Below are 17,995 nucleotides of genomic sequence, written 5' to 3' on the forward strand. Positions count from 1 at the left end.
CTCTCCCGACGATCAGCTCTCCTCGAGCAGCGACAGCTCGGCCCAGATCGTCTTGCCGTCGGTCGTGTGCCGGCTGCCCCAGCGCTGGGTGAGCTGCGCGACGAGCAGCAGTCCGCGCCCGCCCTCGTCCCAGGTCTTGGCGCGGCGCAGGTGCGGGGCCGTGTGGTTGGTGTCGGAGACCTCGCAGATCAGCGTGGACGCGTCGTGGATCAGCCGGAGCCGGATGGGGTGCGCGCCGTAGCGGATGGCGTTGGTGACCAGCTCGCTCACCACCAGCTCGGCGGTGAACCCGGCCTCGCTCAGATTCCAGTCGTCGAGCTGTTCGACGACCTTTTTGCGGATCGGCGCGACGAGCGAGGGATCGGCCGGGATGTCCCAGGTCGATACCTGCTCGGCGGGCAGCCCCTGGGTGCGGGCCAGCAGCAGCGCCACGTCGTCGGCGGCACCGCCCGGCGGGAGCACGGCGTGCAGGATGCGGTCGCAGGTCTCGTCCAGGGAGTCCGAGGGGGCGTACAGGGCGTCGAACAGCAGCCGTTGACTGTCGTCGAGGTCCCGGTCGCGGTTCTCGATCAGCCCGTCGGTGTACAGCGCGAGCACGGTGCCCTCGGGCAGCTCGAACTCGGCCGACTCGAAAGGGAGTCCGCCGAGGCCGAGCGGCGGCCCGGCGGGCAGGTCGACGGGCTCGGGCGGGCCGCCCGGCCGGATCATGACCGGCGGCGGATGCCCGGCGCGGGCCAGCGTGCAGCGCCGGGACACCGGGTCGTACACCGCGTACAGGCAGGTCGCGCCGACCTCCCCGGGACTGCCGTCGCCGCCGGCCTCCGCGGACAGCCGTACGACGAGGTCGTCGAGGTGGGTCAGCAACTCGTCCGGGGCCAGGTCGATGTCGGCGAGGGTGCGGACGGCCGTGCGCAGCCGGCCCATCGTGGCGGAGGCCTGGATGCCGTGGCCCACGACGTCACCGACGACCATGGCGACCCGCATCCCGGACAGCGGGATCACGTCGAACCAGTCGCCGCCCACCCCCGCGCGCGCCGCCGGCAGATAGCGCGAGGCGGCCTCCAGGGCTGCCGTGCGCGGCAGTTTGCGGGGGAGCAGGCTGCGCTGGAGAGCGAGCGCGGTCTCCCGTTCGCGGGAGAAGCGGCGGGCGTTGTCGATACAGACGGCGGCGCGGGCCGTGACCTCCTCGGCCAGCAGGACGTCGTCGTCGGCGAACGGGTCGATGCGCCGGTACCGGGTGAGGACCGCCACGCCGAGGGTGACGCCGCGGGCCTGGATCGGTACGGCCATCGAGGAGTGGATGCCGTACTCCTCGACGCGCTTGGCGCGGGTCCTGTCCCAGGCGAGCCAGAGTTCGAGGGCCCGGCCCGAGGCGACGAGCGTGCGGCCCGCGACCAGCGCGTCGGCCTGCGGGGACTGCTCGGGATACACATTGAGCTGGCCCTGCTTGGCGACGGCCTCGGGGCTGCCCTGCTGCACCGACTGGTGGGCGGCCCGGCGCAGTCTGATCGGCGCGATGATCGACGCCGGGGGCTCGCCGCCGTGCTCCTGCGGGTCCAGCAGGTCGATGCTGACGAAGTCGGCGAGCGCCGGCACACAGACATCCGCGAGCTCTTGGGCCGTACGGGTGACGTCGAGGGTGGTGCCGATGCGGACGCTCGCCTCGTTGACGAGTTGCAGCCGCTCCCGCGCCAGGTAGTTCTCGGTGAAGTCGTGCGCGGCCAGACACACGCCCCGCACCCGCCCCTCGGCGTCGGTGATCGGCGCCATCCGGGCCAGCCAGGCGTGTGCGACGTCCTCGCCGCCGGTGCGCATGTAGATCTGGAAGTCCTGGGCGGTGCCGGAGGTGAGCACGCGCAGCATGTACTGCTCCAGCTCCGCGCTCTGCGCCTTGCCGCCGATCTCGGTGATCCGCAGCCCCTGGATGCGCTCCTCGGGCAGACCGATGACCTCGCCCATCGCGTCGTTGACCCGGCTCAGCCGCAGCCGCTCGTCGTAGACCGCGATGGCACACGGCGACTGGGTGAGCGCGGCGGTGGCGAGGGGGTCCTCGGCGGCGCGCGGGCCGCCGCCCTCCAAGGGCGTCACCACGAGCCAGTTGCCCGGGCCGCCGTCCCGGGGGCGCCGGTGGTGGGCCAGCAGCCAGACGGTCACGGTGTGGCCGTCGCGGTGGCGCAACGCGACCGTGCCGTCCCAGCGGGCACCTGTGAGCTCGGGCCGCGCCTCGGCGGTGTCGGCCAGCAGCCGCACGGCCGGGTGGCCCACGACCTCGTCCGCGGTGTGGCCGAGGAGCCGCCGGGCCCCGTCGTTCCACTCCACCAGAGTGCCCGCGTCGTCGATGACAACCCGCGCCGTCGCGGCATCGTCGAACGGGTAGACCGGTCTCATCGTCGCCACTCCATTGCGCGCACTCACAGTGAACAGACACGTCACTTGCGTTCCAGCCTAGTGCGTCACCGTCCCGCGCGGACGAGAACCCCCAGGGCGGTGAGCTCGCGGTGGCCAAGGGGGAAAACCGGCCGAAGCGGGACACCGGACGGCTGTCCGTCGCCGCACCCTTGACGCCCCCGCGTGGCACCCCGTCAGAATCTGTTCGGTCACGATCAGTTGTGAGTACTTCTGGGCCCTACTGAGGGAGAGCCGCCATGACGGTCACTCGCAGATCGGTTTTGATCGCTTCTACGGCCGCGCCGACGGCCACGTCACTCCTGGCCGCCCCCGCCGCCCGAGCCACCACGGCAGGGGCGCCCGGCCGCCGCACGGTCCCGCTCCGGGACGGCTGGCGCTTCGCGCTGGTCAACCCCGGCGGGATCACCGACCCGACCGGCGCCTACGCCGACGCCGCCGCACCCGAATACGACGACTCGGGCTGGCGCCAGGTCGCTGCCCCGCACGACTGGAGCATCGAGCAGACCCCCACCACGGACCACGGCACGACCAGCGGCACCGGGTTCTTCCCCGGCGGCCTCGGCTGGTACCGGATCGCCTTCACCCTGCCGCCGGCCTGCGCGGGCAAGCGGATCTCGGTCGAGTTCGACGGCGTCTACATGGACGCGTACGTCTACTTCAACGGCACCGAGGTGGGCCGCCACCCCTACGGCTACACCGGCTTCGCCCTCGACCTCACCGACCTGGCGCACACCGACGGCAGCACGGAGAACGTCGTCGCGGTGAAGGTCCAGAACCGGCTCCCGAGCAGCCGCTGGTACTCGGGCAGCGGCATCTACCGCGAGGCCCGCCTCGTCATCACCGAGCCCGTGCACGTCGAACGCTGGGGCACGTACGTCACGACCCCGGACATCACCGCCGAGCGAGCCGTCGTACGGGTGCGGACGTCCGTGGTGAACGAGTCGGGTGCCGCGAGCGAGGTCGAGGTGAGATCGAGGGTCGTCGACCCCGGCGGCCGGACGGTGGGCCGTGCCGTTTCCACGGTGACCGTCGCCGACCGCAGCACCGAAACTCATGAACTCACCGTCCCCAAGCCCAAGTTGTGGGACATCGAGACCCCGGACCACCGCTACGCCCTGGAGACCGAACTGCGGGTGGCCGGCAGGACGGTCGACACGTACCGCACCCCCTTCGGCATCCGCACCTACCGCTTCGACCCGGACGAGGGCTTCTCCCTCAACGGCACGGACACCAAGATCAAGGGCGTCGACCTCCACCACGACCAGGGCGCCCTCGGCTCCGCGATCAGCATCGACGCCGTACGCAGGCAGTTGACCATCATGAAGTCGATGGGCGTCAACGCCTTCCGCACCTCGCACAACCCGCCCTCGCCCCAAATCATCGAGGCCTGCGAGGAGTTGGGCATCGTGATGATGGTCGAGGCCTTCGACTGCTGGCACACCGGCAAGACGACCTACGACTACCACCGGTTCTTCGACGACTGGTGCGAGAAGGACGCCACCGAGATGGTCCTCGCCGCCCGCAACTCGCCCGCCGTGGTGCTGTGGTCCATCGGCAACGAGATCCCCGACTCCACCGCCACCGCCGGACTGGCGATGGCCGACCGCATCATCGGCGCGATCAGGGCGGCGGACGACACCCGGCCGGTGGTCATCGGCTCGAACAAGTACCACGGGGTCCCCGCCAAGGGCTCCGCCGCCGACCTCATGCTCGCCAAGCTCGACGGACTCGGCCTCAACTACAACACCGCCAAGTCGGTCGACGCCCTGCACGCGGCCTATCCGAACCTGTTCCTCTTCGAGTCGGAGTCCTCCTCGGAGACCTCGACGCGCGGCGCCTACCAGGAGCCGGAGCACCTCAACACCGGCGAGAACCACACGCCCGGCCGGCGTGACACCTCCTCGTACGACAACAACCTCGCCTCCTGGACGATGAGCGGCGAGTACGGGCACAAGAAGGACCGGGACCGGAAGTGGTTCGCGGGTCAGTTCCTCTGGTCGGGCATCGACTACATCGGGGAGCCGACGCCGTACGACGTCTTCCCGGTCAAGGCGTCCTTCTTCGGCGCGGTCGACACGGCCGGCTTCCCGAAGGACATGTACCACCTCTTCCGCAGCCAGTGGATCGGCGAGCCCATGGTCCATCTGGTGCCGATGAGCTGGAACCACGAGCCGGGGGACACCGTCGAGGTCTGGGCCTACGCCAACGTCGACACCGTCGAGCTGTTCCTCAACGGAAAGTCCCTGGGGACAAGGGAGTTCGACACCAAGCAGACCATCGACGGCCGCACCTACCTGGAGACCACCGAGCCCACCGGCGACGACAAGACCTTCACCTCCGGCCCCTACCCGGGCAGTTACACCAGCCCGAACGGCAGCGCCGGCAAACTCCACCTGACGTGGAAAGTCCCGTACGAGCCCGGCGAGTTGAAGGCGGTCGCGCGAAGCGGCGGCAAGGTGGTCGCCTCGGACGTCCTGCGCACCGCGGGTTCCGCGCACGCCGTGCGCCTCACGGCCGACCGCAAGTCCCTTGCCGCCGACGGCCGTTCGCTGGTCTTCGTGACCGCGGAGGTCGTCGACGCCCACGGGGTCGTCCTGCCCGACGCCGAGGATCTCATCGCCTTCGAGGTGAAGGGCGGGTCGCTGGCCGGACTGGACAACGGGCGGGAGGAGAGCGCCGAGCGGTACCAGGCGAGCACCCGAACCGCCTTCCACGGCAAGGCACTTGCCATCGTGCGGTCCGGTACGGCGCCCGGCACGCTGAAGGTGACGGCGCGCGCGGAAGGGCTGCGGAGCGGCACGGTCACCGTACGGACGACGCCCGGCCGGGACGTGTCGCGAACCGCGGCGCCGGACTTCGCGGCCGACTATCCTGGCCCTCCCAACTACCCCTACGCCGACGCTAGTTACTCGGGCCGCCCGGACACGCTCCCGGCCGCCGTGCTCGACGGTGACCCGGCCACCGGCTGGTCCAACGCCTTCGCGAAGTCGGCCACGACGCTGCTGCCCGCGTTCAGTGGCGCGCGCGGGGAGGACTGGGTGTCGGTGGACTGGGGGAGGGGACGGTCCTTCGACCGGGTGGAGGTGTCGTTCACCGTGGACGCGACGCACAGCCTGCCCGCGGCGGTGGCGGTCGCCGTGTGGGACGGGCGCGGGTGGGTGCCGGTCGAGGGGCCCGCCGTCGACTGGGCCACGGCCTCGGACGCCCCGACCGTCATCACCTTCGGCGCGGTACGCGGATCGCGGATGCGGCTGATGCTGACCAGCGCGCATCCCGGGACGGCTCAAGGGGCGGTGCGGATCAGCAAGTTGGAGGCACCGGCCGGATAAGGGCCCCGTTCGCGGTCCGGACGGGAGGGGACCCGCTCACGGTTCGGACAGGAGGGGACCCGTTCGCGGTCCGGACGGGAATCTGGCCTGTCCGGACCGTTGACGGGGTGTCATGTCTCGAACAGCATGGCCTGCGTCCACAGTGCTTGGGAGCGCTCCCGCGTCCGTGAGGGGCTCATTCGTGAAACGACGCAGCACGACCCTGCTCGCCGCCACGGCCCTCCTCGCGGCGGCGCTCACCACGCTCCCGGCCGGTCCGGCCGGGGCCGACGAGGTCGAGCAGGTCAGGAACGGCACCTTCGACACCGGCACCGAACCCTGGTGGACGACGAGCAACGTCACCGCGGGCCTGTCCGACGGACAGCTCTGCGCGGATGTGCCGGGCGGCACGACGAACCGCTGGGACGCCGCCGTCGGCCAGAACGACATCACCCTGGTGAAGGGCGAGTCGTACAAGTTCGCCTTTACGGCGTCCGGTTCGCCCGAAGGACAGGTGGCGCGGGCGATCGTCGGGCTGTCGGTGGCGCCGTACGACACCTACTACGAGGTCAGTCCCGAGCTGAGCGGGTCGGGCAACTCCTATGCGTACACGTTCACTTCGCCCGTCGACACCGCACAAGGTCAGGTCGCCTTCCAGCTCGGCGGCGGCACGGACGCCTGGCACTTCTGCATGGACGACGTGTCGCTGCTGGGCGGGGTGCCGCCGGAGGTGTACCAGCCGGACACCGGGCCGCGTGTGCGGGTGAACCAGGTCGCCTATCTGCCCGGCGGGCCGAAGAACGCGACGCTGGTGACCGGGTCCACGGCCGTGCTGCCCTGGCAGTTGAGGAACGCGGCGGGCGCGGTGGTCGCGCACGGGCGGACCGTGCCGCGCGGCACCGACGTGGCCTCCGCGCAGAACGTCCAGTCGATCGACTTCGGCTCCTACCGGGGCCGCGGCGAGGGCTTCACGCTGGTGGCCGACGGGGAGACCAGCCGCCCCTTCGACATCGGGACGGCCGCCTATGAGCAGTTGCGGCTCGACTCGCTGAAGTACTACTACACCCAGCGCAGCGGCATCCCGATACGCGACGAGCTGCGCCCCGGCTACGCCCGCCCGGCAGGCCACCTGAACGTCGCCCCCAACCAGGGCGACGCGAACGTGCCCTGCCAACCCGCCCTGTGCGACTACACACTTGACGTCACCGGCGGCTGGTACGACGCGGGGGACCACGGCAAGTACGTCGTCAACGGCGGTATCTCCACATGGGAGTTGCTCAGCACCTACGAGCGCTCACGCCTCGCCCCCACGGGCCGGCCGGCCGCACTGCGCGACGGGACGCTCGCCATCCCGGAGAGCGGCAACAAGGTGCCGGACGTGCTCGACGAGGCCCGCTGGGAACTGGAGTTCCTGCTGAAGATGCAGGTACCCGACGGACAGCCACTGGCCGGCATGGCGCACGACAAGGTCCACGACGAACAGTGGACCGGACTCCCGCTGCTGCCGGACCAGGACCCGCAGAAACGCGAGCTGCACGCCCCGACCACACAGGCGACGCTCAACCTCGCGGCGACGGCGGCGCAGGCGGCCCGCCTGTACCGGCCCTACGACCGGGAGTTCGCGGCCAAGGCCCTGAACGCGGCCAGGAAGGCCTGGGTGGCGGCGCTCGCCCACCCCTCGGTGTACCCGGACCCGAACGACGGCACCGGCGGCGGCGCGTACCCCGACGACAACGCGACCGACGAGTTCTACTGGGCGGCGGCGGAGCTGTATCTCACCACGGGCGAACGGCAGTTCGCCGACCAGGTCGTCAACTCCCCGCTCAACACGGCCGACATCTTCGGCGCCCTCGGTTTCGACTGGGCCCGCACGGCGGCACTGGGCCGGCTCGACCTCGCGACCGTCCCCAACCGGCTTCCCGGCGTGGACAGGATCCGCCGGTCGGTGATCGAGGCCGCGAACACCTACCTGACCACGCTGCGGACGCAGCCGTACGGCATGCCGTACGCACCGCCCGGCAACCTCTACGACTGGGGCTCCAACAGCCAGATCCTCAACAACGCCCACGTCGTCGCCACCGCCTACGACCTCACCGGCGCCACGAAATACCGCGACGGCGCCCTGCAGAGCATGGACTACATCCTCGGTCGCAACGCCCTCAACATGTCGTACGTCACCGGCTACGGGGAGGCCAACTCCCACAACGAGCACAGCCGTTGGTACGCCCATGAACTCGACCCGAACCTCCCGAACCCGCCGCAGGGCACGCTCGCGGGCGGCGCGAACTCCTCCCTCCAGGACCCGTACGCGCAGGGCAAACTCCTGGGCTGCGTCGGGCAGTTCTGCTACATCGACGACATCCAGTCGTGGTCGACCAACGAGACGGCGGTGAACTGGAACGCGGCGCTGGCGTGGATGGCCTCGTTCGCGGCGGACCAGGGCTGACGTCCGCGCCGGGGTCACCGGCCGTCCTCGGCCTCCTCGTCCTTGCGCACGTGCGTGAGCTTCTCGGGGTTGGTCACGATGTACACCCCGGACACCTGGTCGCCCTCGGGCGTGAGGTCCATGACCATCACCGCGTACGGCGAGTCGCCCTCGAACAGCACGGCCGCGTCGTCGCCGTTGACGCGCCGGTAGCGCAGCTCCAGGTCCTGCGGACGGCGCCTGGCGGCGAACGAGTTGATGAGACGGACCGCCTTGTCCCGCCCGTGCACCGGGCGCAGCCCCGCCGGTTTCCGGTTGCCGCCGCTGTCGGTCCACACCGTGACGTCCGGCGCGAGGATCTCCATCAGCGAGGCGATGTCCCCGCCGATCGCGGCCCGCACGAACCGCTCGGTCGCCTCCCGCCGCACCCGGGGATGCGCCTCGTACAGCGGCCGCCGCGCGTGCACATGGGCCCGCGCCCGGTGCGCGAGCTGCCGTACGGCCGCCGGGGTGCGGTCGATGATGTCCGCGATCTCGGTGTGGGCGTACCCGAACACCTCGTTGAGGACGAACACCGCGCGTTCCAGCGGGCTCAGCGACTCCAGGACGACCAGCATGGCCAGCGACACGGACTCGGCGCGCAGGGCGGGGTCCTCGGGATCACCGCCGGCTCCCTGGTCGACCAAGGGCTCCGGCAGCCACGGGCCGACGTAGGTCTCGCGGCGGCGGCTGATCGTGGCGCGGCGCTGGAGCGCGTGGTTGACGGCGATGCGGACGAGATACGCGCGCGGGTTGGTGACGGTGCCGAGCGGGGTGCGGCGGACGCGGGCCGTCCAGGACAGCCAGGTCTCCTGGAGGACGTCGTCGGTGTCGGCGACGCTGCCCAGCATGTTGTAGACGAGGCCGAACAGCAGCTCCCGATGATTCATGAAGACGTCGGTCGCCTCTTCGGTGACAGCGATCTCTGACATACGTGCGCCTCCCCAGTGGCGTGCTCACTACTGCGAGGGGCGGCGGGGGCCGGAGTGTGACAGCCGACGGGCCGAATGTGACGTACGTCTCGGCGAATGCGTGCGGTGTCACACCGGTCGGCCGCCCCGCCCTCTTGAACGCGAGTCCACCGCACGTCCTGTGCGAAGTCCTGTGCAAGGAGCCGACATCGTGTTCAAGAAGTGGCACGGCAACCCCTGGGCGATCCTCGTGACGCTGTCGCTCGGGTTCTTCATGACCCTCCTCGACCTGACGATCGTGAACATCGCGATCCCCCAGCTAGGCGAGGACCTCGACGCGTCCCTGGACGAGATCCTCTGGATCGTCAACGCCTACACCCTGGCGCTGGCCGTCCTGTTGATCACCGGCGGACGCCTCGGCGACCTGCGCGGCAAACGCAATCTGTTCGCCGCCGGAGTCGCCCTGTTCACCCTGGCCAGCCTCGCCTGCGGCCTCGCCCAGGACCCCGCCCAGCTCATCGGGTTCCGCGCGGTGCAGGGGCTGGGCGCGGCGCTGCTCATGCCGCAGACCCTGTCGATCATCGCCGAGGTGTTCCCGGCCGACCGGCGCGGAGTCGCGATGGGCATCTGGGGCGCCGTGGCGGGGGTGTCCGGCGCGCTCGGCCCGATCCTCGGCGGCGTGCTGATCACCCATCTGTCCTGGCGCTGGATCTTCTTCGTCAACCTGCCGATGGGCGCCCTGGTGCTCGTCCTGACCATGGCGATCATCCCGGGCGCCCGGCGCACGGTACGGCGCCGCTTCGACACCCTCGGCGTCACGCTCGCCTCAACTGCCCTGTTCTGCCTGGCCTTCGGGCTCACGGAGGGGCAGCGGTACGACTGGAACGCCGGGATCTGGACCCTGTTCGGCGCGGCTGTCGCCCTGTTCACCGCCTTCCTGCTGCACGAGCGCGGACAGCAGGACGGCGAACCCCTGGTCCCCTTCTCGCTCTTCAAGGACCGCGACTTCAGCCTCATCAACTTCGTCGGCGTCACCGTGTCGTTCGGCGTGGTGGGGATGTTCCTGACGCTGACGATCTATCTGCAGTCCGTGCTCGGCTTCAGCGCGCAGAAGGCGGGCCTTGTGCTGCTGCCCGTCGCCCTCGGCTCGTTCGTCATGGCCGGGCCCGCCGGAGCGCTCGCGGACAAGGTCGGCGGCAAGTTCATCCTGATGGGCGGGTTGCTCGCCTGGGCGGGTGGACTGGTGTGGGTCGTCGGTGTCGCGGACGTCGGCACGGGCTGGTTGACCATCGCCTTCCCGCTGTTCCTCACGGGGTTGGGCGTCGGGTGCACCTTCGCCCCGATGGCCACGGAGGTCATGCGCAATGTCCCGCCCCGGCTCGCGGGCGCCGCGTCCGGTGTCACCAACGCCCTCCGCCAGGTCGGTTCGGTGCTCGCCGGCGCGGTGATCGGCGCGGTGCTCCAGGCCCGGCTCGCCTCCTCCCTGACCGAGCAGGCACGGGCCCGGGCCGGTCAACTCCCCGCCGCCTACCGGGAGTCCTTCGTCGCCGGGTTCTCCAAGGCCGAGTCCGACGTCGGCGCCGGGCAGCGGAGCGGGGCGCCGGCCGGGGTCCCGCACGCCGTCGCCGAGCGGATGCGTGCCCTCGGCGGCCAGGTGTTCGGCCACGGCTTCGTCCACGCGATGGGGCCCGCCGTGTATGTCGCCGTCGCCGTCCTGCTGACCGGCGCGCTCGCCTGTCTCGCCGTACGACGACACCACGGTCCGTCCGGCAACCCGCACGCCCTGCCCATGTCCGAGCCCGAGCTGGAAGAAGCCGCACGATGACCGTCGACTTCACGCCCATGTACGCCTCCCACGACGCCTTCCGGCGTGACCTGGAGCGGCTCGCCGCGGCGGTCGCCGAGGGCAGGGCGCACACCGCTCCCGTCCGTGCCGGGTGGGAGAACTTCAAGCACCAACTGCACATCCACCACACCGCCGAGGACAGCGACCTGTGGCCGCGGGTCCGGGCACGGGTCGCGGGGCGGGTGCGGGAGCTGGCGCTCCTCGACGACATGGAGACCGAGCACGGTCGTATCGATCCGCTGCTGGTTGCGGTGGACGCCGCGCTGGCCGACCGGGCTGTTGAACTCCCCGATCTGGTACGGGCGTTGCGGGCGACGCTCGATGATCACCTCAAGCATGAGGAGGACAGGGCCCTGCCGTTGATGGGGGAGGTGTTGACCGGGGCGGACTGGGGGGCGTTCACCGGGCGTATCCGTAGGACGCAGGGGGTGCGGGGGGCCGCGGTGTTCGTGCCGTGGCTTGTCGACGGGGTGTCGGCCGAGGAGAGGGGGCGGGTTCTGGGGGCTTTCCCTCCGCCGGTACGGGTGCTCAACCGGGTGTTCTGGGAGGGGAGTTATCGGCGGCGAGGGTATTGGGTCGTTCGTTAGGCTGCGGCCGGTGGGGGCTGGGCGCGCCCACGCGGCGGAGCCGCACATCGATACAGCCCCGCGCACCTGGAGGGCCTGGCTTCACCGGTCTGGATCGGCGCCCTCGGTACCTTCTCGTATGCCTCTTGACCTGGGGGTATTTACGGGTAAGTACCCGCGCGGTACCGTGTTGGCATGCCAGCTCTCAACGTGGAGTTCAGCGATCGTGAGCTCGAGGATCTGCGGCGGATGGCCAAGGAGCGCGGTACGTCGATGAAGGCGTTGGTGCGGGAGGCGGCCGCGGCCGACATCGCTCGGCACCGGGCCTTGCAGGAGGGGGCCGAGGCCTTCCGTCGGTTCTTCGCCACGCACGCCGACGAGTTCGCCGCCGCGTTTCCCGACGACGAACCGTCGGCCACGGGCGAGGGGCGGGTCGCCTGACGCATGGCCGTCATCCATATCGACGTGCCCTGGCTGCTCCAGCGGCATGAGGAAGTCCTGCCGGACCAGCCCACCATCAACGACTTCTCGGCGTTGGTGGCCGCCGTCGCCCGGCACCGCGTCGACCCGCCCCGCCTCGGTGTCGACTCCGACCCGGCCTGGCGGGCCACCGCCCTGCTGCACACCCTCGCCCTGCTCAAGCCGCTGCCCTCGGCCAACGCCCGCTTCGCCTGCGCCACCGCGGTCGCCTACATGTTCGTCAGCGGTGTCGGCATCGATCCGCCCTACAGCGCCCTCGTCGATCTCGCGCGCGACCTGATCTCCGGCAAGACGGATGTGTACGGCGCGGCGGACCGGCTGCGTTCCTGGCAGATCTGACCGCTCGGACGCGTCAACGGTCCTCGTCGAGCCGGGCGTTCTCCTCGTGTGCGGGCCGGCGCTCCTCGTGCGGGGCATTCGCCGACGCGGTGAGGCTGCCCAGCAGTCCCAGCAGTTCCGCGCTGCGGCTGCCCGGCTCGGCGTGGAAGACGACCATGCTCAACGTGTTCGTGCCCGGGATCTCGAACTTGTTCGACCGCAGCTCGAAGTCGCCGACGAGGGGATGGCTGAGGAGGCTGGTCCGGCCGAGCATGGGGCGTACCTCGTGGCGGCTCCAGAGCAGGCGGAAGCGGTCGCTGCGCACGGACAGTTCGCCCACCAGCTCCACCAGCCGGGGATCGTCGACGTCGGGCCCGATGTGACCGCGCAGGGTCGCCACGCCCTCGGCGGTCAACTCCTCCCAGTCGCGGCGCAGTTCGCGCTCGGCGGGGTCGAGGAACACCGCCCGCAGCAGGTTCGCACCCGGCGTGTAGCTCGGGGACAGCGCCCGGCACAGCGCGTTGGCCGCGAGGCAGTCCGTGAACCGGTTCTGCACATACGCCGGATGACCGGACCAGGTGTCCAGCAGCTCGCGGACGCTCACCGGTACCGCCTCGGGCCGCCTCGCCCGTCGGCGGGACACGGCCGGCCGCTCCGGCTGCGCCAGGCCGACCAGGTGGGCGCTCGCGGAGGCGTCCAGGCGCAGCACCCGGGCCAGCGCCTCCAGCACCTGCACGGACGGGTTGCGGTCCCGGCCCTGCTCCAGCCGGAGGTAGTAGTCGGAGCTGATGCCGGCCAGCAGGGCGACCTCCTCCCGGCGCAGCCCCGGCACCCGGCGCAGGCCGCCGCCGCTCAGGCCCACGTCCTCGGGCCGGACCCGCTCACGGCGGGCCCGCAGAAACTCGCCGAGCGCGTTCGTGCTGTCCACACCCACCACCGTAGGCCCGAAATCCTGGAGGTGCGTGTCCCTGCCACTCCCAGGAACATCCGGGTACTGCCTGCCCGGCCGGGACGGGCGCAGTGTCGGTGACAGCACGCACCACCCAGCGAAAGGCGCGCCACCATGGCCGACACCGTTTCCGGCGGCACCCTCACCCTCGCCGAGGACCTCACCCTCACCCGCATGGGATACGGCGCCATGCAACTGGCCGGCCCCCATGTCTTCGGCCCGCCGAAGGACCGCGCCGAGGCGGTGGCCGTCCTCCGCGAGGCCGTCGAGCGGGGCATCACCCACATCGACACCAGCGACTTCTACGGCCCCGTCGTCGTCAACGAGATCATCAGGGAGGCCCTCCACCCCTACCCCGACGACCTGCGCATCGTGACCAAGGTCGGCGCCCGGCGCGGCCCCGACGGCAGTTGGATCGTGTCCCGGCACCCCGAGGACCTCAAGGCCCAGGTGTACGACAACCTCCGCAACCTCGGGCTCGACGCGCTGGACGTGGTGAACCTCCGTCTGGGCGTCCAGGACACCGCCGACGAGGAGTCGCTCGGGGAGAAGTTCGGTGCCCTCGCCGACCTGCGGAAAGCCGGGTTGATCCGGCACCTCGGGCTCAGCGCGGTCTCCGCCGCCCAACTGACCGAGGCCCGGGCCATCGCTCCGGTCGTCACCGTGCAGAACCTGTACAACCTGGCCAACCGGCGGGACGACGCCCTCGTCGAGCGGTGTGCCGCGGAGAACATCGCGTTCGCCGCGTACTTCCCGCTCGGCGGTTTCACCCCGCTGCAGTCGCGGACCCTCTCCGACGTCGCCGCCAGGCTGGCCGCCTCGCCCCAACAGGTCGCCCTGGCCTGGCTGTTGCAGCGCTCGGCGACCACCGTGCTGATCCCCGGCACGTCCTCGCGCGCGCATCTGCGGGACAACATCGCCGCCGCCGATCTGGTGCTGCCCGCCGACGCGGTCGCCGAACTCGACACCATCGGCGGACCCGCGCCGGCCTGATGAACCCCGGCCGGGCGAAGGGAGGGCGGGGGTGGGCCGCCCCCGCCCTCGGGGCCGCCGACCCAGGGCGGGAGGAGCAGGGTCGGCGGCCGTTTGGCGCGGGAGAGCCGCCGTCCAGCGCGTGGCCTTTGAGAAAGGCCGATCCCAGTGGACCGCGGTGCGACGGGCCCCGGGAGCGTGCGTGCCGCACCGGCGTGTGCGCATGGTTCACACGGGGCGCATGGAAAGTCGAAAGCCGGTGCGAGTGAACCGAGTTGTCACCGCGTCTGACTTACTTTCAATGATGTGGAAGTTACCCAAGTGCCTTGTTGGGTTCGGTGGGTTGTGCAAGGGTGAAACACCCGCGCGGGAAATGCCCCGGGGCTCATTGACCTGTTGATGAACCGAATCCGAGGAATCCACTCCGTGTCCATCCCGCCCCCTCCTCGTCCTCCTTACCCGCCGCCGGACGGCGGGGCCCCCGAGGAATCCGACGAGACCCTGGCCGCCCGACTGCGGGGCCGCCCGGAGGGCGAGGCCGCTCATTCCGTGGCGCTGCTCATGGCGCGGCACTGGCGGCCGGTCCAGGATTACGCGGGCGTCTGTCTCGCCGCCGAGGGGACCGTGCCCGCGATGGCCGCCGCGGCCGCCTTCCACCGGGTGTTCGACCGGCTGACGTTCGGCGAACACGGGGTGGCACTGCGGCCCCGGCTGCTGCTGACCGTGCGTGACACGATCCGGGAGTGGACCCGCGAAGAGCGAATATCCAGTGTTCTGCCGGACCTGGAGAAACCCTCCGGGGGCCGCGGCATGCGGGCCGCGAAGTCCATGACCGCCGAAAATCGCAAGCTCGCCGAGCGGTCTTTCCAGACTCTTACGCCGTTCGCCCAGTGTCTGCTGTGGCACACCGAGGTGGAGGCCGAGTCGATAACCGTGCCGGCCGCCCTGCTCGGCATGGACACCGACAACGCGTCGGCCGCTCTCCAGCAGGCGCACGAAAAATTCCGCGAAGGCTGTGTGCGCGCCCACCGGGAACTCGCGCCGACCCCGGATTGCCGCTTCTACAACCGCCTCCTCGACGTCCCGATTCGGCGCGGCGGCGCACTCCTGCCGGATGTCCAGCAGCATCTCGCCCAGTGCCGCTACTGCCGTTTCGCCGCCGAACAACTCAGCTATTTCGAAGGCGGGTTGGGAGTCCTCCTCGCCGAGGCCGTGCTCGGCTGGGGAGCCCGCCCCTACCTCGCGTCCCGGCCCGGCCGCGCCCGGCGCGACACCCGGACCAGGGCCACCGCCCGGCACGGTGCGCAGTCCGGTGGCGGCACGGGACGGCACCGGCTGCTGTCCCGGCTCCCCGCACCCGGCCGCCGTATCGTCGACGCGGCCCGTTCGGCCCGTGCCGCGCGGTCCACCCGGTCGCTGGCTGTCGGTGTCGGGCTGGTCGGCGCCGGAGTTGTCGCGATCGTGCTAGCCGTCGGCCTCTGGCCGGACCACGACGGAGGCGCCGCCGAGCCGGTCGCCTCCGGCACCACCAACAGCGGCTCCGGACCGGCGTCGTCGGCAGCCCCCGGCACGGCCGGGCTCCCCGCCGCACCCGGGCGGACGAGACTGCACAACGCCGCGGCCGACCTGTGCCTCGACATCGTGGGCACCGCGAAGGCCGGCGCCGGCACCCGGCTGGCCGTGTGCTCGTCGGCCGAGACCCAGGAGTGGTCGTACGACACCGACGGGCTGCTGCGCAGTGCGGCGAGCCCCGGACTGTGCCTGGACTCGCACGCGGACGCCGGTGTCGTCGTCCTCGGCACCTGCGCCGACGCGAAGGCCAAGCGCGGCAACGACGTGCGCTACGACCTCACCGTGCAGGGCGAGTTGCTGCCCCGCTGGGACTCCGAGCTCGCGCTCACCGCGACGAACACGGACCCGGGCGCCGACATCGTCCTCAAGGTCCGCGACGGCTCCACCGTGCAGCGCTGGCTGACCGACTCGGTGACCGCCAGCCCCGGTTCGCTGTCGATCACCGGCACCGGAGCCCCGTCACCGCGCCCTGCGAAGATCTCGGACCGCTTTAACTGACGACATCGCCCGGTGGACCGCCGGTCAGACAGCCCGCCGCGTTCCGCACGGCGGCCGGCGCGATCCGCAGCACCGTCTCCCGGGTCACGCCACCGACGTGCGGCGAGAGCACCCCGTTCGGGGCCTTGAGCAGACGCAGGGCCGGCGTGGGCGATTCGGGGTCGAAGACGTCCAGGCCGGCACCGACGAGGGCGCCCGCCTCGAGAGCGTCCGCGAGGGCGTCCTGGTCGATCAGGGCGCCCCGCGCGGCGTTGATCACGAACGCGGTCGGCTTCAGCGGCGCGAGCCGCTCCGCGTTCAGGAGATGCCGGGTCCCGTCCGTGAGCGGCGCGTGCAGGGTGACGTAGTCGGAGCCGCGCAGCAACTCGTCGAGCGGGACGATGGCGGGCGCCGCCGAGCCGGGCCGTCGTCTCCTCGGGCACGGGGCGTCGCCCGGCATAGACGACGGTCATGTCGAACGCGGCGGGCCACTTGCTGCCCGATGGGGCCCAGTCCCACGATGCCGAGCGTCTTGCCGGACAGCTCGGTCAGGGAGCGCTGCAACCGGGGCAGCGCCCAGTCGCCCTCGACGAGCGCGGTGTGCGCGGGTACGAGTTGTTTGGCCGGCGCCAGCATCAGGGCGAAGGTCTGCTCGGCCACCTTCTGCGCCTCGGCACCGCTGGAACCGATGGTGCAGACGACCACCCCTCGGGCGCGCGCGGCGTCCAGGTCGACGTAGTCGAAGCCGTGGCTCGCGCACTGTACGAGCTCCAACTCCGGTGCGGCGGCGAGGTGTTCGGCGGTCACCGGGGAGAGCGCGGTGATGACGACATGCGCCGCGCGCAGGGCTCGCGGGTCCTCGCCGACGGACTCTACGACGGTGACGTCCACCCCGTCGGGCAGCAGCGTCGCGAGGCCGGCGCCCGCCGTGCGGCCACCCATGTGGGGCGGGACGACGGCCAGGACGTTCTTCGTGGGGGCATGCGGAATCCTCGTCGAGGGTGGGGGAGAGGGGCGCGCGTCAGGGGCGGGTGGCCGACTCGACGAGTATGCGGGCCAGTTCGCGGGGCCGGGAGAACATCGGCCAGTGGCCCGTGTCCATCCGGACCAGCTCCCAGCGCCCGCTCGCGACCAGTTCGTCCGCCGGGGCCGGCAACTCGTCGCCGTCGAGCAGGCACTTGACGTAGATGCCCGGGAGGTCGCCCAACGGGCGGGCCAGGACCGCCGGTTCGGTGAGGGTGGCACCCGGGTGCGGGGTCCCGTCGGTGACGATGCGGGCGATCTGCTCGTCCGTGAGGTCCTGGCCGGCGAGGTCTGCCGGGTCCGGGGGCGGCCAGACTCCGCCGTTCTCGGCGAGGGACTTCCTGACGGGGTCGCTCGGGAAGCCGTCCAGGGCCGACTCCCCGTCGACCGGCACGCCCGAATCGACGAACACCACCCGGGTCAGCCGGTCGCCGATCCGCTCCGCGGCCTGGCCCACAGGCACACCGGAGTAGCTGTGCCCGACCAGGACGACGTCCCGCAGATCGAGGCGCTCGACCTCGTCGACGATGTCCCGCACATGGGTCTGCTGCCCGGCCGGAACACCCTGCTTCTCCGCCAGCCCGGACAGGGTCAGGGCATGCACCTCGTGCCCTGCCGCACGCAGCTCGGGCACGACTTCGTCCCACGCCCACGCACCGAGCCACGCGCCTGCCACCACAACGAATCGAGTCATGGCCAC

General features: G+C 71.3%; 12 protein-coding genes and 1 pseudogene. 8 read left to right on the forward strand and 5 right to left on the reverse strand.

The window, feature by feature from the left end; translation table 11 throughout:
* Nucleotides 1–12: 12 nt before the first annotated feature.
* Nucleotides 13–2,388 (reverse strand): SpoIIE family protein phosphatase, encoded by a 2,376-nt coding sequence (locus tag OG223_RS47685; protein ID WP_329263384.1) that lies wholly within the window; start codon nucleotides 2,386–2,388, stop codon nucleotides 13–15.
* 257 nt (nucleotides 2,389–2,645) lie between these two features.
* Here OG223_RS47685 and OG223_RS47690 point away from each other — a divergent pair, with 257 nt between their 5' ends.
* Together OG223_RS47690 and OG223_RS47695 are read left to right on the forward strand one after the other, a co-directional pair.
* Complete coding sequence (locus OG223_RS47690; protein WP_329263386.1) at nucleotides 2,646–5,738, forward strand: glycoside hydrolase family 2 TIM barrel-domain containing protein; 3,093 nt, start codon at nucleotides 2,646–2,648, stop codon at nucleotides 5,736–5,738.
* A 181-nt stretch (nucleotides 5,739–5,919) separates the two neighbouring features.
* Nucleotides 5,920–8,163, forward strand: a complete 2,244-nt coding sequence (locus tag OG223_RS47695) for a glycoside hydrolase family 9 protein (protein WP_329263388.1) — start codon at nucleotides 5,920–5,922, stop codon at nucleotides 8,161–8,163.
* A 14-nt stretch (nucleotides 8,164–8,177) separates the two neighbouring features.
* Here OG223_RS47695 and sigJ read toward each other — a convergent pair whose 3' ends face one another.
* A complete protein-coding gene (sigJ, locus tag OG223_RS47700; protein ID WP_329263390.1) occupies nucleotides 8,178–9,113 on the reverse strand; it encodes an RNA polymerase sigma factor SigJ in 936 nt (311 codons plus the stop codon).
* A gap of 190 nt (nucleotides 9,114–9,303) precedes the next feature.
* Here sigJ and OG223_RS47705 point away from each other — a divergent pair, with 190 nt between their 5' ends.
* From OG223_RS47705 to OG223_RS47720, 4 genes are all read left to right on the forward strand, one after another.
* Nucleotides 9,304–10,917 carry a DHA2 family efflux MFS transporter permease subunit gene (locus tag OG223_RS47705; protein ID WP_329263392.1) on the forward strand — a complete coding sequence of 538 codons (1,614 nt, stop codon included), beginning with the start codon at nucleotides 9,304–9,306 and terminating at the stop codon, nucleotides 10,915–10,917.
* The gene (locus tag OG223_RS47710; RefSeq protein WP_329263394.1) at nucleotides 10,914–11,525 is read left to right on the forward strand and encodes a hemerythrin domain-containing protein; all 612 of its coding nucleotides are present in this window, start codon (nucleotides 10,914–10,916) and stop codon (nucleotides 11,523–11,525) included. Before OG223_RS47705 ends, OG223_RS47710 begins: the two co-directional genes overlap by 4 nt.
* 174 nt (nucleotides 11,526–11,699) lie before the next feature.
* On the forward strand, nucleotides 11,700–11,945 hold the full coding sequence (locus tag OG223_RS47715) for a hypothetical protein (protein WP_329263396.1): 246 nt from the start codon (nucleotides 11,700–11,702) through the stop codon (nucleotides 11,943–11,945).
* A 3-nt stretch (nucleotides 11,946–11,948) separates the two neighbouring features.
* Nucleotides 11,949–12,323 (forward strand): toxin Doc, encoded by a 375-nt coding sequence (locus OG223_RS47720; protein WP_329263398.1) that lies wholly within the window; start codon nucleotides 11,949–11,951, stop codon nucleotides 12,321–12,323.
* A 13-nt stretch (nucleotides 12,324–12,336) separates the two neighbouring features.
* Here OG223_RS47720 and OG223_RS47725 read toward each other — a convergent pair whose 3' ends face one another.
* Nucleotides 12,337–13,230, reverse strand: a complete 894-nt coding sequence (locus tag OG223_RS47725; protein ID WP_329263399.1) for a helix-turn-helix domain-containing protein — start codon at nucleotides 13,228–13,230, stop codon at nucleotides 12,337–12,339.
* A gap of 135 nt (nucleotides 13,231–13,365) precedes the next feature.
* On the opposite strand from OG223_RS47725, the gene OG223_RS47730 reads away from it, so the two are divergent.
* Together OG223_RS47730 and OG223_RS47735 are read left to right on the forward strand one after the other, a co-directional pair.
* Entirely contained in the window at nucleotides 13,366–14,244 is an 879-nt protein-coding gene (locus tag OG223_RS47730; RefSeq protein ID WP_329263400.1) for an oxidoreductase, read from the forward strand.
* Between the two features lie 405 nt (nucleotides 14,245–14,649).
* Nucleotides 14,650–16,293 carry an RICIN domain-containing protein gene (locus OG223_RS47735; protein WP_329263402.1) on the forward strand — a complete coding sequence of 548 codons (1,644 nt, stop codon included), beginning with the start codon at nucleotides 14,650–14,652 and terminating at the stop codon, nucleotides 16,291–16,293.
* On the opposite strand, the pseudogene OG223_RS47740 reads toward OG223_RS47735, so the two are convergent.
* Together OG223_RS47740 and OG223_RS47745 are read right to left on the reverse strand one after the other, a co-directional pair.
* Nucleotides 16,286–17,214 (reverse strand): annotated as a pseudogene (locus OG223_RS47740) (2-hydroxyacid dehydrogenase). The gene OG223_RS47735 and the pseudogene OG223_RS47740 sit on opposite strands and share 8 nt — an antisense overlap.
* Before the next feature lie 79 nt (nucleotides 17,215–17,293).
* Complete coding sequence (locus OG223_RS47745; protein WP_329263404.1) at nucleotides 17,294–17,989, reverse strand: alpha/beta fold hydrolase; 696 nt, start codon at nucleotides 17,987–17,989, stop codon at nucleotides 17,294–17,296.
* Between the last annotated feature and the right edge of the window lie 6 nt (nucleotides 17,990–17,995).

This window comes from Streptomyces sp. NBC_01478, from assembly GCF_036227225.1.
Lineage (GTDB): Bacteria > Actinomycetota > Actinomycetes > Streptomycetales > Streptomycetaceae > Streptomyces.

Coding starts and splice junctions, on each gene's coding strand:
- OG223_RS47720 (WP_329263398.1), top strand. CDS start 11,949: ATGGCCGTCATCCATATCGACGTGCCCTGGCTGCTCCAGCGGCATGAG.
- OG223_RS47690 (WP_329263386.1), top strand. CDS start 2,646: ATGACGGTCACTCGCAGATCGGTTTTGATCGCTTCTACGGCCGCGCCG.
- OG223_RS47745 (WP_329263404.1), bottom strand. CDS start 17,989: ATGACTCGATTCGTTGTGGTGGCAGGCGCGTGGCTCGGTGCGTGGGCG.
- OG223_RS47685 (WP_329263384.1), bottom strand. CDS start 2,388: ATGAGACCGGTCTACCCGTTCGACGATGCCGCGACGGCGCGGGTTGTC.
- OG223_RS47710 (WP_329263394.1), top strand. CDS start 10,914: ATGACCGTCGACTTCACGCCCATGTACGCCTCCCACGACGCCTTCCGG.
- OG223_RS47715 (WP_329263396.1), top strand. CDS start 11,700: ATGCCAGCTCTCAACGTGGAGTTCAGCGATCGTGAGCTCGAGGATCTG.
- OG223_RS47730 (WP_329263400.1), top strand. CDS start 13,366: ATGGCCGACACCGTTTCCGGCGGCACCCTCACCCTCGCCGAGGACCTC.
- sigJ (WP_329263390.1), bottom strand. CDS start 9,113: ATGTCAGAGATCGCTGTCACCGAAGAGGCGACCGACGTCTTCATGAAT.